Raw genomic sequence first — 23,922 nt, forward strand, 5'->3', positions numbered from 1 at the left:
GCTCGGCGCTTCATCGAGGCGCCGGCTTGAAGCTTCCGTCCTTCAGCGAATTGGCGAGGTTGACCGTGATGTCGTGATCCGGGAAACCGTTCCGGTCCTGCGCGGTCCAGGTGTATGTGGCGTAGGCGCCCTTCAGTTCCCGGGTGGACTCCAGCGCTTTCTGGATGGCGGCCGGGTCGGTCCCGCCCGCGGTCTTGACGGCGTGCTCGACGATCTTCACGGTGTCGTAGCCGAGGGCGACCCACCAGAAGAGATAGTCGATTTCGCCTCCGCCCATGCGCGGCCGAAGCTTGTCCACCAGCGCCTGTGTGCGCTCGGGCAGCTTTCCGTCCGCCTTGTAAGTAGTGCTCACGGGGCCGGCCGCGAAGGTGTTCTCCCAGTACTGCGGCTTGTTGATGAGCTTCTTGATGGCGGGCGCCATCACCGAGGGGTGGCCGACGATGGGCACGCTCCACCCCATGTCTCCGCGCGTGTTGATGAGGCGGCCCAGCAGGCCTGTTGCCGCCGACCAGGGCATGAGCACGTCCGCGCCCGCCGCCTTGGCCTTGTTCATCTCGTCCGTGAGATCGGTCTTGTTGGGGTCCACCAGCGTGCTGAAGACCGGCTTCACGCCCGCCTTCTCGAGCAGCTCGGCGGCCGTCTTCGCACTGGACGTGCCGTATCCCGTGGTGTCGCCGATGATCGCCACCCTGGACTTCTTCAGCACCTTGAGCGCGTAGTCGTTGGCGGCCTCGATCCACTGGCGGTTCGTGTTGATGGCACGGAAGGCGCGCGGATACTTGCGCGGGTCCACCAGTTCGTCGATGGTGCCGATCACCAGGTTGGGGATGCCCGCGCGCGAAACGATGGGCACCGTGGCGAGAGACTCGCCGGAATTGACGGGGCCGATGACGAAGTTCACTTTCTCGCTGAACACGAGCTGCTGCGCTAGGCTCACCGCCTTGGTCGGATCGCCGGCCGTGTCGCGGGTCACCAGTTCGAGCTTGCGCCCGAGAACGCCGCCGGCGGCGTTGATCTCCTCCACCGCGAACTCGACTCCCTTGTTCTCGGCGATGGCCGCGGACGACAGGGGGCCGGTGAGCGAGGACAGCCAGCCGATCTTGATGGTGTCCGCCGAGGCGGTTCCGCTCAGAAGCACGAACAGCGGCATCAACCACCGCGCGGCGCGCGATCGCACATTCGTCGACATATCCCCTCCCGGATGAACAGCTCGGATTTCTGGCAGTCGTCGGCATTCGAGTCCGACAGACGGCCGGAGCACCCGCTTGCGGAGTGCCCGGGCAATCTTCGTTTGGCGATCGCCGGGCTGTCAAGGGAAGGACGGAACACGCGTCGAGGACTCGCCTTGACGTGCGGGAGACCGGGCGTCGCCCGCCCGTCGCTTGACACGGCGTTTGTGCATGGCCACGCTCTCGCGCAATGCAGAGGAGGCGGACACCTTGAGCAAGACCATTCGCATCGGCGCCGGCTCGGCGTGGTGGGGCGACCGCGTGGAACCGGCGATCGTCAACGCGGAGCGCGGCGATCTCGACTATCTGTGCTTCGAGACGATGGCCGAGGCCACCATCTCGGCCGCCCAGGTACGCGCACGGCGCGACCCGACGTTTCCCGGCTACGACACCTATCTGGACGACCGCATGCGCGGCGTGCTTCCGCACTGCCTGCGCCGCGGGACGAAGATCGTCACCAACCAGGGCTGGATCAACCCGGACGGAGCGGCACAGCGCATCGTGCACTGGCTGCGCGAGTTCGGCGCGAAGGGCGTGAAGGTGGCGGCGGTCAACGGCAGCCTGATCACGGACCGCGTGCTGTCGCTCACCGACACGATCCTGGAGAACGGCAAGCCGACGTCGACGCTCGCGCCCTCGCTCGTGTCCGCAGAGGTCTATCTGGGGGCGGAGCCCATTGCGGAGGCGCTTCGCAACGGAGCGCACATCGTCGTCACGGGCCGCGTCGCCGACCCGTCCATCTTCATGGCGCCCATGATGGTCGAGTTCGGCTGGGATCCGCTGGACCACGCGCGGCTGGGCGCGGGCAACGGCCTGGGCCACCTCATCGAGTGCGGCGCTCAGGTCACGGGCGGGTACTTCAGCGATCCCGGCTTCAAGGACGTGCCCGATCCCTGGAACCTGGCGTTTCCCATTGTGGAAGTCGAATCCGACGGCAGCGCCGTGGTGACCAAGGGGGCTGGCACAGTGGGTGAGGTCAACCTCATGACCGTGAAGGAACAGCTGCTGTACGAGGTGCACGACCCGGCCAACTACATCACACCGGACGTGGTGGTCGACTTCACGACGGCGCGGCTGGAACAGGTGGGACCGGATCGCGTGAAGGTGACCCATATCGGCGGCAAGCCCCGAACGCCCACGCTCAAGGTGTCGATCGGCTGCACCGAAGGCTTCATCGGCGAGGACATGTTCTTCTACGCCGGACCGGGGGCGTTGCGGCGCGCCCAGCTCGCGAAGAGGATCCTGGAGGAACGCTTCAAGATCGTGAAGCTCGACGCCGAGGAGGTCCGCATCGATTTTCTGGGACTCAACGCGATACACGGCGCGATGTCACCGAAGGACCAGCCCGAACCTTACGAGATCGCCGTGCGGGTGGCCGCACGCACGCGAACGAAGGAGGAGGCCATCAAGGTCGGCCGCGAGGTGGATGGCATGGCCGTATCGGGCGTGGGTCACACGGGCAAACGGGTGCCGCATCAGGATCGGACACGCGAGATCATCGGGGTGTGGTCGTCCCTGGTGCCGCGCGACCGGATCGTCCCGTCCATCAACTATTTCGAGAGCTGAGCGATGCGAGTGAAACTGCAGCACGTCGCGCACACCCGCTCGGGCGACAAGGGCAACACGTCCAACATCAGCGTGATCGCCTACGACCCGGATCTGTATCCGCTGCTGAAGGAGCAGCTCACGGCCGAGCGGTTCCACCGGCACTATGCCGGCACGGTGGACGGACCGGTGCTCCGTTACGAAGTGGATGGCCTGGCCGCGCTCAACTTCGTCGCCCACGGCGCCTTGGGCGGAGGCGTTTCGCGAAGCCTGTGCCTGGACAACTACGGCAAGTCGCTTTCCGCGGCGATCCTGGGGTTCGAACTGGAGGTGCCGGACACGTTGCGGGACAAGCTGCGGAACTACCCCGCCGGGGCCTGAGCGCGTTCCGCCCCTTCAGTCGCCGGCGCCATAGTGGCGCCGCATGGCTTCGTGCACCTCGCCCGCTCCTCTGGCGGGCGACTCGCCGAGCGCGGCAATGACCCCATTTCGGTCAGCTTGCGTACGGTTCTGGCTCAACTTCCACTTGCCCTCCAGCCGCGTCACGTGGAACTCGAACGCACGGACGGCCTTGAGCTGCGTTTGGACGAAATCCGCGGGGGCATCGGACACCGCCCATGGCGCCGGCAAGGCAGCCTCGTGCTCGCGCGTGAGTGCGCTCACCACCGCATGCTTCTGTTCATGCTCGTCGAGGAAACGCAACGTTCCATAGGCATAGACGGCAGCATAGTTCCAGGTGGGCACCACCTTGCCCGTCTCGCGCTTCGTCGCATAGGACGACGGCGACACGTAGGCGTCGGGTCCGGAGAAGACGGCCACCGCCTCGACGGCGGGATCGTAGTGCTGGGCAAGCGGGTTCGCCAGGGCCAGATGGCCCCTGAGAATCGCCGGCATCCCGTCGCCCTCGTCGAGCAGCAAGGGCACGTGGCTCACCTGCAGGCGGCCGTCCCCGAATGCCGCGAGCACGGCAAGTGGCGACGCGCGCATGAGCTCACGCAGCCGCAGGGGATCTTCCTGGACGAATGCGGCGGGCAGGTAGGTCATCGTTCGCGGCTCCTGCTCAGGCGCTCTTGAAACGCGTGGACTTGACGAAGAGGATGGCCAGCATGGGCAGGACAAGACCCAGGACGATGGCCGCCACGAAAAGGTCACCCAACTGGCTGTAGTCGGCGGGCACCTTGATGGCGCCGGTCGCCTGGTCCTTCACCTCGCGCGTCACCGTGTAGATGCCGTTCAGGTACTTCGTTCCCAGGTTCGACAGCGACAGCGCAAGGTTGGTGAACGATGCCATCACGGCGAAGTAGGTGGCCTTCAAGCGGTCGGGCGCGGAGTTCGCGATCCACGCCAGCATGGGGATCATGGACACCTGCCCCAGTGGCGATTCGAGCGCGGTATCGATCATCGCGATGAAGCGCGCGTCCACGACCCCTCCGGTGTGCGCCGCGGTCCACTCGTGGAAGCCGTGATACATGGCAAGGCTCGGAAGCGAGAGCACCGTGCCGACAATGGTGAGAAAGCCCACGATGTAGACGATCGAACGCTCCGCCATGAAGCGCCGGAACAGGAACATGCCGAACAGCGCAAGGGTGGAGCCGATCACCGACAGCCGCGCCAGGAAGCCCTCGTCGAATCCCAGCGAATCGATCATCCACCAGGTGGAGCCGGCGCCCGGGCCCGGCATGGCACGAAACACGAAGATGAGCAGCGCCGTGCCGACGAGGGTGTGGCGCGAGACGGGATCCAGTTCGCGCACGAGGCGGAACATGAGGAACAGCACGATCAGCATGGATGCGCCGAAGATGATCTCCTGCTTGTACGGAATCTTCGACATGCCGAGCGTGATGGACACCACGGCGAACAGCAGGCCGCCGCCCAGGATCCACCAGTTCACCGGAGGCCGTTCCCCGTTGCCGTGCACGGCAGCGCGTATTTCGCTGGCGGACAACCCCTGCCCCTTGAGGGAGGCGATCTGCCTGCGCTGAAGGTGCCCCGCCAGCATGACGCCGAAGACCGAGATCACGGGCACCGCCAGCGCGAACAGGTAGATCTGCCGGTACTTCGCGATCTTTTCCGGCTCGGGCAGTTCGGATGCGTCCGCAAACAGGATCACGTTGGCGAGGGAGACCAGCACACCGCCTCCCACGATCGCGACACGCCCCAGCGTCTGCATCGTGGTGTGTCCCGCGCGCCGCTCGGCGTCCGGGATTTCCTTCCCCTGATCGTCGACCCGCGGCACGGCCTCGACGGTCATGGCATCCGCCACGACGTCCTGGATCACGTAGCCGATGGGCGCCAGCAGCACCGCGAACACGAACCACTCGTCCGCGGGCATGATCGCCTCCATGGCCGCGCGGTCGCTGAGCAGGCCGATCATGATGAGCAGGCTGGACGACAGGAGCAGCGCGCCGAAGTACACGAGCAGTCCCTTCCACCGCCAGATGAGGTCGACGAGGTGCCCGATGGGCATCTTGAGCGCCCAGGGCAGCCCCGCCCAGAAACCGAGCGCGGCCAGCGACTCGGCGGATAAGCCGAGATAGCCCTTGACGAAGAACGTGCCCACGATGCCTGTGAGACCCGAGATGCCGTAGGCGAGGTACACCATCAGGGGGGGCAGGTAGGAGAGCCGGACCTGACGGCCGAGATCCAGGATGTTCCGATCGATCCAGTGCCTGAGCCCTGGCCGGGCTGCGGCTTGCGATGTCGTCATGGGACGCGCCTTCGTTGTTGTGGTCGGACGTGACAAAGAGTAGCGGAAAACCCGCGGAGTTCACTCGGCCCCGGAAACGAATCGCCGCGCTCGTCGGCTATAGTGCGCAGCCGGGCCGTCGGGCGACGCGCCCCGTTCGCAAGGACGTCTCTCCTGTGTCTCGGCAACGCCGGCCTTCCGCACATTCCGCTGCTGCATCCTTCCGCGCTCCCGCCCGCATCGCCGGTGCGTGCTTCATTGCCGCCTGCCTGAATGCCTGCGGCGGGACGCTCTGGAACACTCGCCAGCCGGCGACCGCGCCTTCCTACGGTTATGTGGACACGAGCGGCACCCGTCTCGGATCGAAGGTGCGCGAGGCCGGGGCCGCCCACCCGGGAAAGTCGGGATTCGTTCTGCTGCATCGGGGCCTGGATGCCTTCGCCACGCGCATCGCCCTGATCGATGCCGCCGACCGTTCGATCGACATGCAGTACTACATCTTCCGGGACGACACGACGGGGTCCCTGATCATCGACCGGCTGCTCGCCGCCGCGGACCGCGGGGTGCGGGTCCGCCTGCTGCTCGACGACTGGGGCACGAGCGCGATGAACGACGACGATGTCGCCGCCCTGGACGCGCATCCGAACATCGAGATCCGCCTCTTCAACCCGAACCGCCACCGGTCGGGGTTTTCCCGGCTGGCCGAGCTCGCCACGAATTTCGCGCGGGTGAACCGGCGCATGCACAACAAGCTCCTCATCGCGGACAACCAGGCGGCGGTCATCGGGGGCCGCAACATCGGCGATGAGTACTTCAACGCGACCGACGTGGACTTCCAGGACATCGATGTGCTTGGCGCAGGGCCCATTGCCAACCGTTGCACCGGGAGCTTCGACGCATACTGGAACAGCCCGTTCTCGGTTCCGATCGCCGAGCTGGGTCGCTTCGATGCGAGCACGGAAAAGCTGGCGTCGCTGTCGGTGACATTGCGCCGCTTTGCCCAGTCTCGCGCCGGGTCCCCCCGCGCCGAGGCCATGGCGGACTCCGACATCGCGCGCGCACTGCGCAGCCGCTGGCCGCGTTCGGTATGGGCGGACGCGAGCCTGCTGCAGGACGCTCCCGACAAGGTTCTCGACAAGGCGGAGGAACCGGCCGAGCGGTTCCTCGGAGTGAACCTGGCGGCGCAGACGGAATCGGTGAGATCCGAGCTGCTGGTCGTCTCGTCCTATTTCGTGCCGGGGCCGGCGGGCGTCGAGTTCTTCGGCCGCAAGGTGCGTGAGAACGTCCGCGTGAGAATCCTGACCAACACGCTGGCGGCGACGGATGTCTGGCTCGTGCATGCGGGATACAAGAAATTCCGGCGTCCGCTGCTGCGCGCCGGGGTGGACCTGTACGAACTGCGGCCCCAGGCACGCGGCGATGCGCGCATCCGGAAGATCCTCGGCGCCACGCGCTCCAGCCTGCACGGCAAGGCGTTCGTCTACGACCGCAAGGCCGTGTTCGTCGGATCGCTCAACATCGATCCCCGCTCCATGAGGCAGAACACCGAGGTGGGGCTGCTCGTCTACAGCCGCGAGCTGGCAGAGCAGGTCGCGGGGCTGTTCGATCGCTGGACTTCGCCCGGGTCGGCCTATCGGGTGCGTCTGGACCGGACGGTGGACGGGTCGGAGATCCTGACATGGCAGGGCGAGCGTGCTGGCGAGCCCGTCACGCTCTTCACCGAGCCCGAAGCGGGATTCTGGCGCCGTCTGGGCGCCAACCTCTTTTCCGCGCTGCCGATCGAATCCCAGCTGTAGCGGCGGCGAAGGCCTCCTCGGCCTGCCGCCGCCTTCCAGCGTCCCGGCCTCAGGCCGCCATGGCCAGCATGAGCTGATTGACGCGCTTCACGAACGACGCCGGATCCTCCAGCTGTCCACCCTCCGCGAGAAGCGCCTGATCGAACAGCACGTGGCTCCAGTCGGAGAAACGCGTCTCGTCGGCCTCGGCATTGAGACGCGAGACGATCGGACTCTGCGGATTGATCTCCAGAATCGGCTTCGCACCGCTCGTCTTCTGTCCTGCGGCCTTCAGCAGCCGTTCCAGGTTCATGCCCATCGCGTGCTCGTCGGCCACCAGGCATGCGGGCGAATCGGTGAGACGGTGCGTGACCCGGACTTCCTTCACCTGTTCGCTCAGGACGTTCCTGATGCGATCGGTCAGTGCCTTGAAGGACTCCGCTTCCTGCTTCTGGGCTTCCTTCTCCTGTTCGTCTTCGAGCTTGCCCAGATCGAGATCGCCCTTCGCCACGGACACGAGCTGCTTGCCCTCGAACTCCGTCAGTCCGGCCACGACCCATTCGTCGACGCGATCGTGCAGCAGCAGCACTTCCAGGCCTTTCTTGCGGAAGATCTCGAGGTGCGGCGAATTGCGCGCGGCCGCGAAACTGTCCGCCGTGATGAAGTAGATCTTTTCCTGTCCTTCCTTCATGCGCCCCACGTAGTCCGCGAGGGAGACATTCTGTTCCTCGCCTTCCTGGTGAGTCGAGGTGAAGCGCAGCAGCCTGGCAATCCGTTCCCGGTTGGCGAAGTCCTCGCCGATGCCTTCCTTGATGACACGGCCGAATTCCTTCCAGAACCTGGCGTACTTCTCCTTGTCGTTCTCGGCCAGATCGTCGAGCAGGCCCAGCACCTTCTTGACCGACCCGTTGCGGATCGCCTCGACATCTCGCGATTGCTGAAGGAGTTCGCGGGACACGTTGAGAGGCAGGTCGTTGGAATCGATGACGCCCCGCACGAAGCGCAGATAGGCGGGCATGAGCTGTTCGGCATCATCCATGATGAAGACGCGGCGCACGTAGAGCTTGACCCCATGGCGGTGATCGCGGTCCCAGAGGTCGAAAGGGGCGCGCGCAGGGATGTACAGCAGCTCCGTGTACTCCTGCCGTCCCTCGACCCGGGCATGAGTCCATGCCAGGGGCGCCTCGAAGTCGTGGGCCACGTGCTTGTAGAACTCCTCGTACTGCTCCTTGGTGATGTCGTTCTTGGACCGGGTCCAGAGCGCGGAGGCCTCGTTGACCTTCTCTTCCTCTTCCGTCAGCACTTGCGCCTTCTTCTCCTCGTCCCACGTCTCCTTGCGCATGAGGATCGGAAGCGTGATGTGGTCGGAGTACCGCTTGATGATGTCGCGCAGCCGCCAGCCGGAGAGCAGCTCGTCCTCGCCCTCGCGCAGATGCAGCGTCACCTCCGTGCCGCGCGAAGGCTTGTCGACGGTCTCGATCGTGTACTGGCCGTCGCCCGCCGATTCCCACCGCACCCCGTGTTCCGCCATCAGCCCCGCGCGGCGGGTCACCAGCGTGACCTTGTCGGCCACGATGAAGGCAGAGTAGAAACCCACGCCGAACTGGCCGATCAGGTTGGCGTCCTTCGCCTGATCGCCGGTGAGCGACTTGAAGAACTCCCGCGTGCCCGACTTGGCGATGGTCCCGATATTGCCGATGACTTCCTCGCGGGACATGCCGATGCCGTTGTCGGCGATGGTGAGGGTGCGGGAATCCTTGTCCCAGGACACACGAATGGACAACTCGGAGTCGTTCTCGTACAGCGCGGGATCGCCGAGCGCCTCGAATCGCAGCTTGTCGGCGGCGTCGGAGGCGTTGGAGACGAGTTCCCGCAGGAAGATCTCCTTGTTGCTGTAGAGCGAGTGGATCATGAGGTCGAGAAGCTGCTTGACCTCGGCCTGGAAACTCAGGGTTTCCTGGGTGGTGGTACTCACGATGTCTTCCTCTGCAAGTCGGTGTACGGACGGTTGTCCGCCGCGCGGACGGATTCCGCGCGAAAATGCGGGCAGCCTGACACGATTTCAAGCCCGGAGGTGTCGCAATGCGGATTCTCGTCGGTCTCCTGCTGGTGCTGTCCCTCGCTTCCCGTGCCTCCCTGGCAGCAGATCTGCCCCTGGAACGCATCAAGCTGCCGCCCGGATTCTCCATCGAACTGTATGCCAGGGTGCCCGGTGCGCGGTCCATGGCACTGGGGTCGGAAGGCACTCTGTTCGTCGGAACGATGAATGCCGGCCGGGTCTATGCCGTCCGCCCGCCGTCCTCGGGCAAGCCCTCGCAGTCAACGGTGATCGCCGAAGGCCTGCTTTCGCCCAACGGCGTGGCCTTCCGGGACGGGTCGCTGTACGTGGCGGAAATCAATCGCATCCTGCGTTACGACGGCATCGAACGCCGGCTCGATGCTCCGCCGCGTCCGGCCGTGGTCACCGACCGGTATCCGCAGGACACGCATCATGGCTGGAAGTACATCGCGTTCGGCCCCGACGGCTGGCTCTACGTGCCCGTGGGCGCGCCCTGCAACGTGTGCGAGCCGGATGCCGATCGCTATGCGCTGATCTCGCGCATCCGGCCGGACGGAACGGGATACGAAGTGTTCGCCCGAGGCATCCGCAATTCGGTGGGCTTCGACTGGCATCCCGAAACGAAGGTGCTGTGGTTCAACGAGCACGGTCGCGACTGGATGGGCGACGACCTTCCGTCGTGCGAACTCAACCGTGCCCCGAAGCCCGGCATGCACTTCGGCTTTCCGTACTGCCACCAAGGCGACACGCCCGATCCCGAGTACGGGGGCAAGCGTTCCTGCGCGGAATTCGAGCCGCCCGCCTGGAAGCAGGGCGGCCACGTTGCACCGGACGGCCTCAAGTTCTATACGGGCGACATGTTTCCCGCGGAGTACCGGAACCGGATCTTCATCGCGCAGCACGGGTCGTGGAACCGGTCGCGCAAGAACGGGTACCGGGTGATGGCGGTGCAGGTTCGTGACAACCAGGTGGAATCGGCGGCCACGTTTGCCGAAGGCTGGCTGGACGGCGAACGCAGCTGGGGCCGCCCGGTGGATCTGGCGGTGGCACGGGACGGGAGCCTGCTGGTGAGCGACGACCTGGCCGGCGCGATCTACCGCATCACGTACCGGAGCCCGTCCGCCAGGTGAGACGGCGGGCCCGGGTCAGGGCGCCGGTCGCGCTCAGCAGCGGGTGGCCCAGACCGAGTCGTCCGCGACCAGTTCCATGAGCCGTACGTAATCCGTCTTGCCGTTCCCGAGCAGCGGAATCTCCGGCATGTGGATCATGTTTCGCGCCACGGCGAGATCCTGCGCCCCGAGGGCTCGTGCGGCCTTCAGCAGCCGGGAACGCGTCAGTTCGGGGTCGGCCGTGAAGAGCACGGTCGTTTCACCTCCCGCCGCCTCGAGCTTGAGCACCGCGGCGTGGAGGCACGCGGGAGAAGCCGCGGCCGCCACACGCTCGACCTGATCGAGCGATACCATTTCGCCAGCGATCTTCGCGAACCGCTTCACGCGTCCGACGATGCGCAGGAAACCCTCGTCGTCGATGTCGACCACGTCTCCGGTCCGATACCACCCCTCGCCGAACTCCGAGGATACCGGCTGAATCAGGCCGGGTGCGTCGTACTGCATGTAGCCCAGCATGAGCGCCGGCCCACGCACGTGCAGGACGCCGCCGCGCTCGATTCCCGGGACCTTCTCGATGCGAGCCTCGGTCCCGGGAAGCAGCCTGCCCACGCACCCCTGACGGTACCCGAGCGGCGTGGAGAGGGAGATCACCGTGCACTCCGTCGCCCCATAACCCTCGAAGATGCGCAGCCCGAACTTCTCGAGCCAGGTCTTGGCGACTTCCTCGCCCAGCTTCTCGCCGCCCGAGATCACGTAGCGGACCGTGCCGAAATCCCCGGGATGCGCATGACGGGCGTAGAACCCGAGGAAGGTGCTGGTGCCGAAGAGATAGGTGGCGTCCCTGCGATAGGCGATTTCGGGGATCGCCCGGTAACGCAGGGGCGAGACGTAGAGAAAGAGCTGGGTGCCGGTAAGAAGACACAGCCATACGCCCGCCGTGAAACTGTAGACGTGGTACATCGGCAAGGCATTGAGGACCTTGTCCGCCGGAGAGAAGTCCAGCACCGTGGCGATCTGACGGATGTTCGCCTGCATGGCCGCGTGCGACAACGCCACACCCTTTGGCCGCCCTTCCGAGCCTGACGTGAAGAGGATCGCGGCGACATCGTGCGGATTCACCCGCACGCGCACCAGCCGGGGCGCCCTCATGGCGAAACCCACGAGCCACAGCTTGTCCAGCACGCCGAATTCCTGGCGGATGTCCTCGAGATGGAGGATGCGGACACCTTCCAGCGCCGCAATGAGCGGTTCCAACCCCGCCTGCTCGACGAACGCACGGGAAGTGACGACCGTCCTGAGATTGGCCGTGACGCGGGCGCTCTCGATTCCGTGGGGACCGCTGGTGTAGTTGAGCATGGCCGCCACACGGCCCTGGCACTGAAGACCGAGCACGGCGCCGACCGAGGCGAACATGTTGGGGAGCATCACGCCGACGGTCTCGCCGGGTTGCGTGTAGCGGGCGAGCCACCGCCCGATCGCCAGGCTCGCCTTCAGCAGGTCGCCGTAGGTCTTGGGTTCCTCGCGCATGTCCTCGAGGATCTCTGTACGCCTGCCGCGGCGCTGGACGGCATCCAGAAAAGCATCGTAGAGGCCTTGGGCGACGTGGGAACGGAACGCGGCGGCCTGCATCGTGGCGGCGAGTTCCCGCGCGCCGGCCTCCCGCCGCGCCCTCGGCCCGGCCTGCCGGCGGGGATCGATGTGAGTGGCCGAGTGGATGTGCAACTGCACGCGCGTGTCGCCGAAGCCCCGGTCTTCCCGGTGCTCGACGTGGATGGGCACCAGCGACGCGCCGCTTCGCATGGCGAGCATCGCTGCGCCTTCGTAGATCTTCATCACGTTGGCGGCGCGTTCCACGCGGCCTTCCGGAAACATGGCCACGATGCGGCCTCGTTCGATCAGCCGCAGGGCCTTCTTGACCGTCATCGGATCGTTGATGTCCCAGGTCTCGTGGTCGAAGAACCGGGCAAGCAGGCGCGTGCGGAAGGACCGGAGTTCCTCCCGCGGGAACAGCACGACCGGCCGCACGGGAAGGCAGCATCCGAGGAAGAACGCGTCCAGGGGATGCGGGTGATTGGCAATGATCAGGACCCGGCGGCCGAAGAGAGGCGCCGGTTCTCCGCTCACGCGAACGCGCCAGAACAGCTTGGCAGCGAGGCGGGCCAGAAAAGCGATGACCAGACGAACGCGCGGTTCAGGTTCCGCGCTCGTGCGTCGCCCCGTCAAGAACGGTCTCCCCGATGGCGCCGGCTCATTGCACCCCTTGCAAGGTGAAGATCGAAGGAAAGTCTGCGCATCTGTTCGATTCCCGGAGGAATTTCGTTCCGGAAAGATTCCTTGAAGCCCACGAAACGTTCATTTCGTTAGATTTGCAGGATAAAAAGTCCCCTCGTACAGTGGGTTAGCGACTTCCTTCGTAAGGTTACTCGCTTCACCCCCACATTGGAACCATCACATCCCGGGAGACTTCAGCCATGGATATGCACATCCCTCACGCCCTTGCCAAGCTCACCCAGCCCCATGCGGATGCGCGCCGGCACGAGCGAAAGGATTTCCTCTGCTCGGAGCAGCTGTCCGCTTCCTACTCGACCGGACAGAACGCGATGTGGCTGAGAATGCATCCCACGCCCCGGCCCAGCTTCAATCCGTCGCTATTGCGGGATCTGTCGTGCTATTGCCGGCTGCTCGAAGACACGGGCGGTCACATCGACGCGACGGAATCCCAGCCCATCGAGTATGTGATCCTCGCTTCCGCGGTGAAGGGCGTCTTCAACTTCGGAGGCGACCTGTCGCTTTTCATGCGACTCATCGACGGGCGGGGTCAGGATGCGCTCCTCGATTACGGCATGGCCTGCGTGGACGTCCTCTACCGGAACCATGTGGCTCACGGCCTTCGCGCCACGACCATCTCGCTGGTACAGGGCGAGTGCCTGGGAGGCGGGTTCGAAGCCGCGCTGTCCAGCGACGTGATCATCGCGGAGCGTTCGAGCCGCTTCGGCTTTCCGGAAATCCTGTTCAATCTCTTTCCCGGCATGGGCGCCTACTCCTTCCTGCAACGCCGCGTCGGCCGGGCCCGGACGGAAGAATTGCTTTCGAGTGGCAGGATTCTGAGCGCCGATGATATGCTTGCCTGGGGTATCGTGGACGTTGTCTGCGATGACGGAACGGGCGAGGCCGCGGTCCAGGCATGGATCGATCGGGGCCGCAAGAACCGCAACGGGCTGGCTGGCATCGCAAGAGCTCGCCGACGGGTCGAGAGCATCGAATTCGAGGAATTGGCGGACGTGGTCAGGATCTGGGTCGAGACGGCCCTGGACCTTACCCATCGCGACCTCAAGCTCATGCAGCGTCTCGTGTCGCGGCAGGACGGTGTCGCCCGGTTGGAGGCCTTGCACTGAGGCCGGGTCGGACGGTCGGCGGACAGGGGCGCCGGCCGCGTTATTGGGGCAACCGCGAATCATGCGCGAAGAAAAGCTCGAATACAGCATCCAGGAAGTCGCCGAGAAGCTCGGCATTCCTGTGCAGAAACTGCGCCGCTGGGATGCCCAAGGCGTGCTCGTCGCCCGCCGCACCGACGGCGGCCATCGGCGCTACGCGAAGGAGATCGTCGACGGTCTCGCCGCCTCGTCGCTGGGCAGCACCATGGACCGCTACAACGACGAACTGGAGCACGCCCGGAAGGCGCTTCAGGAAAAGCGCCGGATCATCCAGCTGCTGCTGGAAAGCGAAAGCCGCTATCGCGACCTGGTCGAGACGTCCCATGACCTCATCTGGACGACCGACTCCCAGGGACGCTTCACCTACCTGAACGGCGCCGCCTACGAGATCTTCGGTCTCAAGCCACAGGAACTCATCGGCCGCTGCTTCTTCGATTTCGAGGCGAAACCCTCTCATCTGTCCAACCGGCGCTTCTTCTCCCAGCTGAAGAAGGTCGGCGAGGTCAAGAACCACACCACTCAGCTCTGGTCCGTGGATGGCACGGAGCGCTGGGTCGGCATCAATGCCCGCGTGGCGCACGATGAAGCCGGCGGCGTGATGTGCATCCGTGGTACCGCCCGCGACATCACGGAACAGCAGCAGGCGGCGATGCAGACCGAGTACTTCGCCACCCACGATCCGCTGACGGGCCTGCCCAATCGCGTAAGCCTTCACAAGTCCGTCGAGCGCGCCCTGTCCCTGCACGAGAAGGGCGCGGTCATCTTCCTCGACCTCGATCACTTCAAGTACGTCAACGACAACGTGGGACACCGCCGCGGGGACCAGATGCTGGTTTCCGTGGGGGAATCCTGCGTGAAGTGGCCGAAGGCCTGGGGGGCAAGGTCTTCCGGCTGGGCGGCGACGAGTACGCCGCTCTGGTACCCGGTGCCCTGCGGCCGCAGGCCCAGGAATTCGCCGATGCCTTGCTGAACCGGCTGCGCCAATGTCCCATTCCCCTGCCTGACGAAGGCCGGGTCATCACGCTGACAGGATCGGCCGGGATTGCCCTGTATCCCTTCCACAGTGCCGAGCCTAACGGATTGTTCGCCTGTGCCGACATCGCCATGTACCAGGCGAAGGATGCCGGCCGGAACCGCATGATCATCTACGGGCAGGATGGGGCGATGCGTTGCGCACCACCCACCGGCGCGTGTTGTGGGCCAAGCAATTGCGGGAGGTGCTGGACGAGGATCGGATCCTTCTCTACGTCCAGCCCGTCATCCGGCTGAACGACGAGGAACCGATGCACTACGAGGTGCTCGTGCGCATCGAGGATGACGATGGCCGGATCATTTCGCCACACCAGTTCATCGATGCGGCCGAGTCGCTGGGGCTGGTGCAGGAGATCGATCTGCGGGTAGTGCAGAAACTTCTCCAGTATCTGAGCGCTCCGGATCGTCGTTCGATGCGCTCGCGCTTCTTCGTCAATCTTTCACGTGTGAGCATCTCCGATCCCGACTGGACACGGCGCTTCCACGCGCTGCTCGATCAGTCGGACGTCTCCCGCGGCCAGCTGGTCTTCGAGATTTCCGAGGCGGCCGCCATGGCGGAAGTATCCATCAGCAAGACCTTCATACGCGATCTCAAGGAAAAGGGATTCCGGTTCGCCCTGGACAACTTCGGCTCGGGCTTCAGCTCGTTCTATTATCTTCGGCAGTTCGACGTCGACTACATCAAGATCGATGGGAGCTTCGTTCGCGATCTCACCCGCGACGACGCGAACGGAATCTTCGTGAAAGCCCTGTGCGATGTGGGCCAGGGATTGTCGAAACAGGTGATTGCCAAGTGGGTGGAAACGCCCGAGGTGCTCTCGCGGCTCAACGACATGAAGGTCGAGTACGCTCAGGGCTTCCTCTTCAACAAGCCGTTCCCGATCGAAGCGCCCGAGACGCGCGAACCCGTCTTCCGTCAGCCTCAGGCCGCCGCCCGGCACTGACGCGCTCTTCCCGGTCCCGCGCCGCTTTCGCGGCGTTCGCCGGTCTCGCGGCTCAAGGAGCAGCGGCGTCGGCTTCGTCGAGAGGCCAGCCCGAACGGAGGCGGTCGGCCCAGAAGAGAGCCATCTGGGTCTTGACCTCGGTGATGCGCCCCGTGCGGATCCATTCCAGGGCTTCGTCGAGAGGAACGATCAGGGTTTCGAGGAATTCCTCGTCATCGAGATTGCGCCTCGAAAAGCTGAGCCCGCGTGCGATGTAGACCTCGACCATCTCGTCGGAGTATCCGATGCAGGGATGCAAAGTGCAAAGCCGCGCCCAGCGGGCGGCCGTATAGCCGGTCTCCTCGAGCAGTTCGCGCTTGGCTGTCTCCAGATGGGGCTCCCCCGCCTCGAGCTTTCCTGCGGGCAATTCGTAGAAGTGCTGCCCCACGGGGTAGCGGAACTGCCGCTCCAGCAACACGGACCAGTCGTCGAAGAGAGGGAGAATGACTGCGGCACCGGGATGAACGACGTATTCCCGCCGTGCGCTGTTGCCATCCGGCAGACGCACGGTGTCCTCGCGCACTTCAAGCATGCGGCCGCGATAGACGACCGTGGTGGCGATGCGATGCTCGGTGAAATCGTGCTCCGGCAGGCCGCCGCCGGAGGGTAGCGGCATCTCGGGCATCAGAGCGTTGCCTGCATGGCCCGCTGGCACAGCGCCATGAGCCAGCCCGGCACAATACCGATGATCAGTGCCGCCAGACCGTTGACCGACAGGAGGACGCGCGCAGCGGCGTCCGAGCGGATCGGCGTCGTGTCCACCGGAGCATCGAAATACATCAGGCGCACGATGCGCAGGTAGTAGAACGCACCGATGAGCGAAAGCACGACCGCCACCACGGCCAGCCAGATGTACCCCGCGTCCAGAACTGCCTGAAGGACGGAAAGCTTGGCGTAGAAGCCCACGGTCGGAGGAATGCCGGCCATGGAGAACATGAGCAGCAGCATGAGGAACGCATACCAGGGACTGCGGCGGTTGAGCCCCTTGAAGTCCTCCAGGCGATCGGCTTCGAAGCCTTCACGCGAAAGCAGCAGGATCATGCCGAAGGTGCCCAGGCCGATCAGCGCGTACACGGCCACGTAGAACATTGCCGCACTGTAACCATTCACCGTGCCCGACAGCACGCCAAGCAGCAGGAAGCCCATGTGCGAGATCGTCGAGTAGGCGAGCATGCGCTTCAGATTGGTCTGGGCGATGGCCGTGATGTTGCCGATCGCCATGGACAGGATGGCAAGGATGATCAGCATCTGCTGCCACTCCACCAGCAGCGCCTTGTCGCCGAGCGATTCCACCAGCAGCCGGATGACGAACGCGAAGGCGGCAAGCTTGGGCGCGGTGCTGATGAACAGCGCCACGGCAGTGGGGGCGCCCTCGTAGACGTCCGGGACCCACATGTGGAAAGGAACCGCGCCGAGCTTGAAGGCAAGACCCGCCACGATGAAGACCAGTCCGAACAGAAGAATCGTCATCGTCGCCTTGCCGCTGGCGATTCGCGCCGCGACTTCGGGAATGGAAAGGGTCCCTGTCGCACCGTAGATCATGGACATGCCGTAGAGCAGCATTCCCGATGCCAGCGCGCCCAGAACGAAGTACTTCATGGCCGCCTCGGTGCTCGCCGCGTTGTCGCGATGCAAGGCAACGAGCGCGTACATCGACAGCGACAGGAGTTCCAGGCCCAGATACGCGGTCAGGAAGTGATTGGCCGAGATCATGACCATCATGCCCAGCGTGGCGAACAGGACGAGCGAGAAGAACTCGCCCTGGAACATGCCGCGCACCGTGACGTATCCGCGGGAATACACGAGCATCACTGCCACCGCGATGTACACCATGACCTTGAGCAGATCGCTCATGGGGTCGTCCACGAACATGCCGTGGAACGCGAAGACGACATCCGGTCGGCTGGAACTGATCGTCACGAGCGCACACGCACCCAGCGTGAGAAGACTGAGGAGATAGATCCCTCCGCGCTGATCGTCGCGAACGAACAGGTCCGCCACGAGAATCACGCACACCATGATGAGAAGGATCAGTTCCGGCCAGATCGGCAGGAAATCGGCAGTGGTCAGCATCACGCGCTTCTCCGGCCTACGTTGCGGTTCCAGCGGTTCATGGCAGCTTGCTCTTGGCTACCTGCTCGAGCAGATCGGCGACCGGCACTTCCAGCACCGCGTTGAAGGGGGCCGGGTGGATGCCCATCCACAGCACCGCGATGGCCAGTATTCCCAGAATCACCCATTCGCGGACTTCCACGTCCTGGAGTTCGGCGACATGCGTGTTCGCGACCGCACCGAAGACCACGCGCTTGTACATCCACAGCGTGTAGGCTGCGCCGAAGATGAGCGTCGTTGCCGCGGCGAACGCGTACCAGAAATTGATTTTTGCGGCGCTCATGATCACGAGAAACTCGCCCACGAAACCACTGGTGCCCGGCAGCCCGGCGTTGGCCATGGCGAAGAGCATGAAGAGCGATGCAAAGACCGGCATCTTGTTGACGACTCCACCGTAGTCCGCGATCTGTCGCGAATGCATGCGGTCGTACAGCACGCCCACGCAAAGGAACATCGCGCCCGAAATGAATCCGTGGGAGATCATCTGCAAGATCGCGCCCTGCATGCCCAGGCGCTCGAACAGGAACACGCCAAGGGTCACGAAGCCCATGTGCGAGATCGACGAGTACGCGATCAGCTTCTTCATGTCGGTCTGCACCAACGCCACGAGACCGATGTAGACGACGGCGATCAGCGACAGGGCGATCATGAATCCGGCCAGGGCATGGCTTGCATCCGGCACGATGGGAAGCGAAAGGCGGATGAAGCCATATCCTCCCAGCTTGAGCATGATGGCCGCCAGGACCACCGAACCGCCGGTGGGTGCCTCGACGTGTGCGTCCGGCAGCCAGGTGTGCACGGGCCACATGGGCACCTTGACGGCAAAGGCCACGAGGAAGGCGATGAAGACGAGGATCTGAGCGGTAAGAGCCAGCGGCACCTTCTGGAATTCGCTGATCGCGAAGCTTCCGCCACTTTGCTGGTGCAGATAGAGGAGCGCGACCAGCATGAGCAGTGAACCGAGCAGCGTGTAAAGGAAGAACTTCACCGATGCGTAGATCCGGTTCGGGCCGCCCCATACGCCGATGACGATGAACATCGGAATGAGGGTCGCCTCGAAGAACACGTAGAACAGCATGGCGTCCATCGCGCTGAACACACCGTTCATCAGCCCTGACATCACCAGGAAGGCCGCCATGTACTGGGCTACACGGGACTCGATGACCTTCCATCCTGCGAGCACGACGAGCACGGTGGTGAAACTGTTGAGCAGAATGAGCAGCAGCGAGATGCCATCGATGCCGAGCGCGTACTGGACGTTGTAGCGCGTGATCCAGGGCGAACGCTCGACGAATTGCATGCCGTGCGCGGCGGGATCGAACCCGGCGATGAGCGGGAGGCAGGCGAGGAGGCCTGCCAGCGACCCGAGCAGCGCCACGACACGGGCCAGCGACGCGTTCCGATCCGAACCCGTGGCGAGCACCAGGGCACCAGCAAGGATCGGGACCCAGATGACCAGCGTGAGATAGGGTGTTGTACTCATCGCAGCCTCACGTCCGGACGAACCAGACCGTCAGCAAAACGAAGACGCCGATGATCATCGTGAATGCATAGTGGTAGATGAGACCCGACTGGAACTTGCGGATGATTCCGGAGAACCAGCCGACGAGCCGGGCGGAGCCGTTTACGAACAATCCATCGATGATCGCCACATCGCCGACGCGCCACAGCACGGTGCCCAGGCCTCGGGCTCCGGCCGCGAAGACCGCGTTGTAGATTTCGTCGAAGTAGTACTTGTTGGAAAGCAAGGTGTACAGCACCCGGGTGTGCCGGGCGACGGCGGCGGGAATGTCCGGACGCTTCAGATAGAAGAACCACGACAGGGCGACACCTGCAAGAGCCAGCCAGAACGGGAGTGTTCCGAACGCGTGCAGCCCCATTGCCGCGGCACCGTGGAAGTGCTCCTTCAGATCGGCCATCGCTTCGTGGTGGCCGGAGATGTGAATGGGCCCGGCAAAGTAGTCACCGAACAGCATGGGTCCGATGGTGATGTAACCGATGATCAGGGACGGGATCGCCAGCAGGACCAGCGGCAAGGTCACGACCCAGGGCGATTCGTGGGGCGTCCCGCCGTGACCGTGATGATCGTCGTGTCCATGTCCGTGATGAGCATCGCCGCCGGTGGTGAACCGTTCCTTGCCGTGAAAGACCAGGAAGTACATCCGGAAGGAATAGAAGGCGGTCACGAAGACACCGGCCACCACCGCGAAGTACGCGAATCCGCTGCCCGGGATGTGCGCAGCGCCGACCGCCTCGATGATGCTGTCCTTCGAATAGAAACCGGAAAGGAAAGGCGTCCCGATGAGCGCGAGTGAGCCGACGAGGGAGGTGATCCACGTGACCGGCATGTACTTGCGCAGCCCCCCCATGTTGCGGATGTCCTGATCGTGATGCATCCCGATGATCACCGAACCGGCGGCCAGGAAGAGCAACGCCTTGAAGAACGCATGAGTCATCAGGTGGAAGATGGCTACCGGGTAGGCCGAGGCACCGAGCGCAACGGTCATGTAGCCGAGCTGCGAAAGCGTCGAATACGCAACCACCCGTTTGATATCGTTCTGCACGACACCGAGGAACCCCATGAACAGTGCCGTGATCGCCCCGATCACGATGACGAACGAAAGCGCGGTTTCCGAAAGCTCGAAGAGCGGCGACATGCGGGCGACCATGAAGATGCCGGCCGTCACCATGGTCGCCGCGTGGATCAGGGCGGAGATCGGCGTGGGGCCTTCCATGGAATCGGGCAGCCACACGTGCAGGGGGAACTGAGCGGACTTGCCCATCGCACCAACGAACAGCAGGACGCAGATGACCGTGAGAAGGGACCACGGTTCTCCGCCCCACAGCGTGATGGTCGCTGTCTCCTGCAGAGGCGCGGCCTGGAACACGGTGGCGTAGTCCAGCGAACCGAAGTAGGCGAGCACCAGGCCGATGCCCAGGACGAATCCGAAGTCGCCCACGCGGTTCACCAGGAACGCCTTGAGATTGGCGAAGATCGCCGTGGGCCGCGTGTACCAGAAGCCGATGAGCAGATAGGACACCAGTCCGACCGCTTCCCAGCCGAAGAAGAGCTGGAGGAAGTTGTTGGACATCACCAGCATCAGCATGGAGAACGTGAACAGCGAGATGTAGCTGAAGAAGCGCTGATACCCGGGGTCGTCCGCCATGTAGCCGATGGTGTAGATGTGCACCATCAGCGAGACGGACGTCACGACCAGCATCATCGTCGCCGTGAGCGAATCGATGAGGAAGCCCACCTCCATCTTCACGCTGCCGGACACGAGCCAGGTATAGACCGGGCCGTTGAAGGTGTGCCCGGCCAGAACCTCCTGGAACACCAGGATCGATGCGACGAAGGAGATCGCCACACCCAGGATGGTCGCGACGTGGGCGCCGGTACGGCCGACGAGCTTTCCGAACAGTCCGGCGACGATGGCGCCGGCGAGCGGAGCGAGCGGAACGACGAGGTAGAGGCCCTTCATCTTAGTTCTTCAGCGATCCGAGGTCGTCGACGTTGATGGAGCGGATGTTGCGGAACAGGACCACCAGAATGGCGAGGCCGATGGCGGACTCCGCGGCGGCCACGGTCAGGATGAAGAACACGAACACCTGGCCGGCGTAGTCGTTGAGGAAATGCGAGAAGGCCAGGAAGTTCATGTTCACGGACAGCAACATGAGCTCGATGGCCATGAGCAGGATGATCACGTTCTTCCGGTTGAGGAAGATGCCCACCACGCTGATCGCAAAGAGGACGGCACCCAGAACCAGATAGTGCGAAAGGGAGATCATGTTCGGTTCGCAGCCTTTTCGGAGGCCGGCGCCTTCTCGGCCGGCATGGAGACCATGCGCACGCGATCCTGCCGGCGAACGAGGACTTGCCGGGACGGGTCCTGGAACTTGGTGTCCTTGCGCCGCCGCAGCGTGAGAGCGATCGCGGCCACGATGGCAACAAGCAGCAGCACCGATGCGATCTCGAACGGATACACGTAGTCGGTGTAGATGAGCTTGCCCAGTTCGCGGGTGTTCGAGTACGTCTCCGGCTTGGGCGACGGCGCGGGCATCCCCTCGAGGCTGAAGTACTTGCCCCAGACGATGGCCGCCATCTCTCCCAGCATGACGAGGGCGACGACCAGGGCCGGCACCAGATAGTCCCAGTAGCCCTCCCGCAACCGGTCGAGATTGATGTCCAGCATCATGACGACGAACAGGAACAGGACCATCACCGCCCCGACATAGACGAGGACGAGCGTGATCGCAAGGAACTCGGCCTCGAGGAGCATCCACAGCCCGGAAGCCGTGACGAACGACAGCACCAGGAACAAGGTGGAGTGGACGGGATTGCGCGCCGTGATGACGCGCAGCGCTGCGGCGACGAGGATCAGCGAGAAGGCGTAGAAGGCGACCGTTTTGAATTCCATCTTTCGACCGTTTACCGGTATGCCGCGTCGGCTGCGCGGTCCTTGGCGATCTGGGCCTCGTATCTGTCGCCGATGGCCAGCAGCATTTCCTTCGTGTACACGAGGTCCCCGCGGCGTTCGCCGTGATATTCGAAGATGCGGGTCTCCACGATGGAGTCCACCGGACAGGACTCCTCGCAGAACCCGCAGAAGATGCACTTGGTGAGGTCGATGTCGTAGCGGGTCGTTCGGCGCGTGCCGTCCGCGCGCGGCTCCGACTCGATGGTGATGGCAAGCGCCGGGCACACGGCTTCGCACAGCTTGCATGCGATGCACCGCTCTTCGCCGTTCGGATAGCGGCGAAGAGCATGCAAACCGCGGAAACGCGGGCTCTGCGGCGTCTTCTCGTCCGGGAACTGGACGGTGATCTTGCGCGCGAACAGGTGGCGGCCCGTGAGCATCATGCCTCGCACGAGCTCCAGGAGCAGGAAGGTGCTGAAGAATTCCTTGACTCGATTCATGATGCGCACCTCACTTCCACAGCCACAGCGGCGTCTGCATCCACGCGCCGATGACGATCAGCCAGACGAGCGTGACGGGAATGAACACTTTCCATCCGAGCCGCATGATCTGGTCGTAGCGGTACCGCGGGAACGTGGCCCGGAACCAGAGAAACAGGAACAGCACGAACGCGATCTTCGCCAGCAGCCAGGGGAAACCATCCGGGACGCCGGGGATGGGAGACAGCCAGCCGCCCAGGAACATGATGGCCGCGAGCGAGGACACCAGAATCATGTTCGCGTATTCGGCAAGGAAGAACACCGCGAACGCCATGCCGGAATACTCGACATGAAAGCCCGCCACGATCTCCGACTCGCCCTCGGCCACGTCGAACGGGGCGCGGTTCGTTTCCGCAACCGCCGCGATGACGTACACCACGAACATCGGGAACAGGGGAATGAAGTTCCAGGAGAGCAGTCCCCAGCCGCTCTGCTGCTGGCGCACGATCTCCACCAGATTGAGGCTGTGCGCCATCATGAGCACCCCGACCAGGGCGAAGCCCATCGCGATCTCGTAGGAGACGATCTGGGCGGCGCTGCGCAGACACCCGAGGAAGGCGTACTTCGAGTTGGATGCCCAGCCGGCGATGATCACGCCGTACACACCCATGGACGTGATGGCCATCACGTACAGCAGCCCGGCATTCACGTTCGCCAGGACCAGATCCGGATTGAACGGAATCACCGCCCAAGCGGCAAGCGCGGGCATGAGGGACAGCATGGGAGCCAGCAGGAACAGCAGCTTGTTGGCGCCGCTGGGGATGATGATCTCCTTGGTCATCAGCTTCAGCGCATCCGCGATGGGCTGAAGCAGGCCCTTGGGACCCACCCGGTTCGGCCCGAGACGTACCTGCATGTAGCCGATGACCTTGCGTTCCGCCAGCGTGAGGTAGGCCACGGCCCCCATCAGCGGCAGGACGATCGCGACGATCTTCGCCAACGACCACACGAGCGGCCAGAGAGGTCCGAACCACTGCTCGATTTGATGGAACAGTTCCATG

21 protein-coding genes are annotated in these 23,922 nt (G+C 64.2%); 8 read left to right on the forward strand and 13 right to left on the reverse strand.

Translation table 11 applies throughout. The annotated features are described in order from the left end of the window. Positions 1-10: 10 nt before the first annotated feature. Positions 11-1,150, reverse strand: coding sequence for an ABC transporter substrate-binding protein (locus IPK20_02270; protein MBK8015633.1), 1,140 nt, complete (start codon positions 1,148-1,150; stop codon positions 11-13). 250 nt (positions 1,151-1,400) lie between these two features. On the opposite strand from IPK20_02270, the gene IPK20_02275 reads away from it, so the two are divergent. Together IPK20_02275 and IPK20_02280 are read left to right on the forward strand one after the other, a co-directional pair. Next, a complete protein-coding gene (locus tag IPK20_02275; GenBank protein ID MBK8015634.1) occupies positions 1,401-2,795 on the forward strand; it encodes a DUF1446 domain-containing protein in 1,395 nt (464 codons plus the stop codon). 3 nt (positions 2,796-2,798) lie between these two features. After that, positions 2,799-3,155, forward strand: coding sequence for a hypothetical protein (locus IPK20_02280; GenBank protein ID MBK8015635.1), 357 nt, complete (start codon positions 2,799-2,801; stop codon positions 3,153-3,155). Positions 3,156-3,170: 15 nt separating this feature from the next. On the opposite strand, the gene IPK20_02285 is transcribed toward IPK20_02280, so the two are convergent. Beyond that, a complete protein-coding gene (locus tag IPK20_02285) occupies positions 3,171-3,818 on the reverse strand; it encodes an FMN-binding negative transcriptional regulator (protein ID MBK8015636.1) in 648 nt (215 codons plus the stop codon). 16 nt (positions 3,819-3,834) lie between these two features. Further along, positions 3,835-5,481, reverse strand: a complete 1,647-nt coding sequence (locus tag IPK20_02290) for a hypothetical protein (GenBank protein ID MBK8015637.1) — start codon at positions 5,479-5,481, stop codon at positions 3,835-3,837. Between the two features lie 155 nt (positions 5,482-5,636). Here IPK20_02290 and IPK20_02295 point away from each other — a divergent pair, with 155 nt between their 5' ends. After that, positions 5,637-7,256, forward strand: coding sequence for a phospholipase D family protein (locus tag IPK20_02295; protein ID MBK8015638.1), 1,620 nt, complete (start codon positions 5,637-5,639; stop codon positions 7,254-7,256). A 49-nt stretch (positions 7,257-7,305) separates the two neighbouring features. Here the strand turns inward: IPK20_02295 and htpG are convergent, their stop codons facing one another. Continuing rightward, the gene (htpG, locus tag IPK20_02300; GenBank protein ID MBK8015639.1) at positions 7,306-9,213 is read right to left on the reverse strand and encodes a molecular chaperone HtpG; all 1,908 of its coding nucleotides are present in this window, start codon (positions 9,211-9,213) and stop codon (positions 7,306-7,308) included. Between the two features lie 104 nt (positions 9,214-9,317). Here htpG and IPK20_02305 point away from each other — a divergent pair, with 104 nt between their 5' ends. Further along, on the forward strand, positions 9,318-10,424 hold the full coding sequence (locus IPK20_02305; GenBank protein MBK8015640.1) for a sorbosone dehydrogenase family protein: 1,107 nt from the start codon (positions 9,318-9,320) through the stop codon (positions 10,422-10,424). Positions 10,425-10,457: 33 nt separating this feature from the next. Here IPK20_02305 and IPK20_02310 read toward each other — a convergent pair whose 3' ends face one another. Continuing rightward, on the reverse strand, positions 10,458-12,581 hold the full coding sequence (locus tag IPK20_02310) for an AMP-binding protein (GenBank protein ID MBK8015641.1): 2,124 nt from the start codon (positions 12,579-12,581) through the stop codon (positions 10,458-10,460). Between the two features lie 293 nt (positions 12,582-12,874). Between IPK20_02310 and IPK20_02315 the strand changes: the two genes are divergently transcribed. From IPK20_02315 to IPK20_02330, 4 genes are all read left to right on the forward strand, one after another. Beyond that, positions 12,875-13,798, forward strand: coding sequence for a crotonase/enoyl-CoA hydratase family protein (locus IPK20_02315; protein ID MBK8015642.1), 924 nt, complete (start codon positions 12,875-12,877; stop codon positions 13,796-13,798). 61 nt (positions 13,799-13,859) lie between these two features. Next, positions 13,860-14,807 carry a PAS domain S-box protein gene (locus IPK20_02320; GenBank protein ID MBK8015643.1) on the forward strand — a complete coding sequence of 316 codons (948 nt, stop codon included), beginning with the start codon at positions 13,860-13,862 and terminating at the stop codon, positions 14,805-14,807. Then, positions 14,696-15,106, forward strand: a complete 411-nt coding sequence (locus IPK20_02325; GenBank protein MBK8015644.1) for a GGDEF domain-containing protein — start codon at positions 14,696-14,698, stop codon at positions 15,104-15,106. Before IPK20_02320 ends, IPK20_02325 begins: the two co-directional genes overlap by 112 nt. After that, positions 15,028-15,813, forward strand: a complete 786-nt coding sequence (locus IPK20_02330; protein ID MBK8015645.1) for an EAL domain-containing protein — start codon at positions 15,028-15,030, stop codon at positions 15,811-15,813. The genes IPK20_02325 and IPK20_02330 overlap by 79 nt, the downstream gene beginning before the upstream one ends. 52 nt (positions 15,814-15,865) lie before the next feature. Here the strand turns inward: IPK20_02330 and IPK20_02335 are convergent, their stop codons facing one another. The 8 genes from IPK20_02335 to nuoH are packed head-to-tail and all read right to left on the reverse strand — an operon-like array spanning position 15,866 to position 23,921. Continuing rightward, a complete protein-coding gene (locus IPK20_02335; GenBank protein MBK8015646.1) occupies positions 15,866-16,477 on the reverse strand; it encodes an NUDIX hydrolase in 612 nt (203 codons plus the stop codon). After that, on the reverse strand, positions 16,477-17,925 hold the full coding sequence (gene nuoN, locus IPK20_02340) for an NADH-quinone oxidoreductase subunit NuoN (GenBank protein MBK8015647.1): 1,449 nt from the start codon (positions 17,923-17,925) through the stop codon (positions 16,477-16,479). Before nuoN ends, IPK20_02335 begins: the two co-directional genes overlap by 1 nt. 37 nt (positions 17,926-17,962) lie before the next feature. Further along, a complete protein-coding gene (locus IPK20_02345) occupies positions 17,963-19,447 on the reverse strand; it encodes an NADH-quinone oxidoreductase subunit M (GenBank protein ID MBK8015648.1) in 1,485 nt (494 codons plus the stop codon). Between the two features lie 7 nt (positions 19,448-19,454). Next, positions 19,455-21,446, reverse strand: coding sequence for an NADH-quinone oxidoreductase subunit L (nuoL, locus tag IPK20_02350; protein MBK8015649.1), 1,992 nt, complete (start codon positions 21,444-21,446; stop codon positions 19,455-19,457). 1 nt (position 21,447) lies between these two features. Further along, positions 21,448-21,753, reverse strand: a complete 306-nt coding sequence (gene nuoK, locus IPK20_02355) for an NADH-quinone oxidoreductase subunit NuoK (GenBank protein MBK8015650.1) — start codon at positions 21,751-21,753, stop codon at positions 21,448-21,450. Then, positions 21,750-22,382: an NADH-quinone oxidoreductase subunit J gene (locus IPK20_02360; protein ID MBK8015651.1), complete on the reverse strand. Its 633-nt coding sequence runs from the start codon at positions 22,380-22,382 to the stop codon at positions 21,750-21,752. The genes nuoK and IPK20_02360 overlap by 4 nt, the downstream gene beginning before the upstream one ends. 11 nt (positions 22,383-22,393) lie before the next feature. After that, on the reverse strand, positions 22,394-22,882 hold the full coding sequence (gene nuoI, locus IPK20_02365; GenBank protein MBK8015652.1) for an NADH-quinone oxidoreductase subunit NuoI: 489 nt from the start codon (positions 22,880-22,882) through the stop codon (positions 22,394-22,396). A gap of 10 nt (positions 22,883-22,892) precedes the next feature. Further along, positions 22,893-23,921, reverse strand: a complete 1,029-nt coding sequence (nuoH, locus tag IPK20_02370; GenBank protein ID MBK8015653.1) for an NADH-quinone oxidoreductase subunit NuoH — start codon at positions 23,919-23,921, stop codon at positions 22,893-22,895. Position 23,922: the final 1 nt, after the last annotated feature.

This window comes from Betaproteobacteria bacterium (assembly GCA_016713305.1).
Lineage (GTDB): Bacteria > Pseudomonadota > Gammaproteobacteria > Burkholderiales.

What these genes read in the sequence shown, in the direction of transcription:
- IPK20_02335 (MBK8015646.1), bottom strand. Translation starts at nt 16,477, where the DNA reads ATGCCCGAGATGCCGCTACCCTCCGGCGGCGGCCTGCCGGAGCACGAT.
- IPK20_02270 (MBK8015633.1), bottom strand. Translation starts at nt 1,150, where the DNA reads ATGCCGCTGTTCGTGCTTCTGAGCGGAACCGCCTCGGCGGACACCATC.
- IPK20_02285 (MBK8015636.1), bottom strand. Translation starts at nt 3,818, where the DNA reads ATGACCTACCTGCCCGCCGCATTCGTCCAGGAAGATCCCCTGCGGCTG.
- IPK20_02305 (MBK8015640.1), top strand. Translation starts at nt 9,318, where the DNA reads ATGCGGATTCTCGTCGGTCTCCTGCTGGTGCTGTCCCTCGCTTCCCGT.
- IPK20_02315 (MBK8015642.1), top strand. Translation starts at nt 12,875, where the DNA reads ATGGATATGCACATCCCTCACGCCCTTGCCAAGCTCACCCAGCCCCAT.
- nuoN (MBK8015647.1), bottom strand. Translation starts at nt 17,925, where the DNA reads ATGCTGACCACTGCCGATTTCCTGCCGATCTGGCCGGAACTGATCCTT.
- IPK20_02290 (MBK8015637.1), bottom strand. Translation starts at nt 5,481, where the DNA reads ATGACGACATCGCAAGCCGCAGCCCGGCCAGGGCTCAGGCACTGGATC.
- nuoI (MBK8015652.1), bottom strand. Translation starts at nt 22,882, where the DNA reads ATGAATCGAGTCAAGGAATTCTTCAGCACCTTCCTGCTCCTGGAGCTC.
- IPK20_02275 (MBK8015634.1), top strand. Translation starts at nt 1,401, where the DNA reads ATGGCCACGCTCTCGCGCAATGCAGAGGAGGCGGACACCTTGAGCAAG.
- IPK20_02345 (MBK8015648.1), bottom strand. Translation starts at nt 19,447, where the DNA reads ATGAGTACAACACCCTATCTCACGCTGGTCATCTGGGTCCCGATCCTT.
- IPK20_02320 (MBK8015643.1), top strand. Translation starts at nt 13,860, where the DNA reads ATGCGCGAAGAAAAGCTCGAATACAGCATCCAGGAAGTCGCCGAGAAG.
- nuoK (MBK8015650.1), bottom strand. Translation starts at nt 21,753, where the DNA reads ATGATCTCCCTTTCGCACTATCTGGTTCTGGGTGCCGTCCTCTTTGCG.
- IPK20_02360 (MBK8015651.1), bottom strand. Translation starts at nt 22,382, where the DNA reads ATGGAATTCAAAACGGTCGCCTTCTACGCCTTCTCGCTGATCCTCGTC.
- IPK20_02280 (MBK8015635.1), top strand. Translation starts at nt 2,799, where the DNA reads ATGCGAGTGAAACTGCAGCACGTCGCGCACACCCGCTCGGGCGACAAG.
- nuoL (MBK8015649.1), bottom strand. Translation starts at nt 21,446, where the DNA reads ATGAAGGGCCTCTACCTCGTCGTTCCGCTCGCTCCGCTCGCCGGCGCC.
- nuoH (MBK8015653.1), bottom strand. Translation starts at nt 23,921, where the DNA reads ATGGAACTGTTCCATCAAATCGAGCAGTGGTTCGGACCTCTCTGGCCG.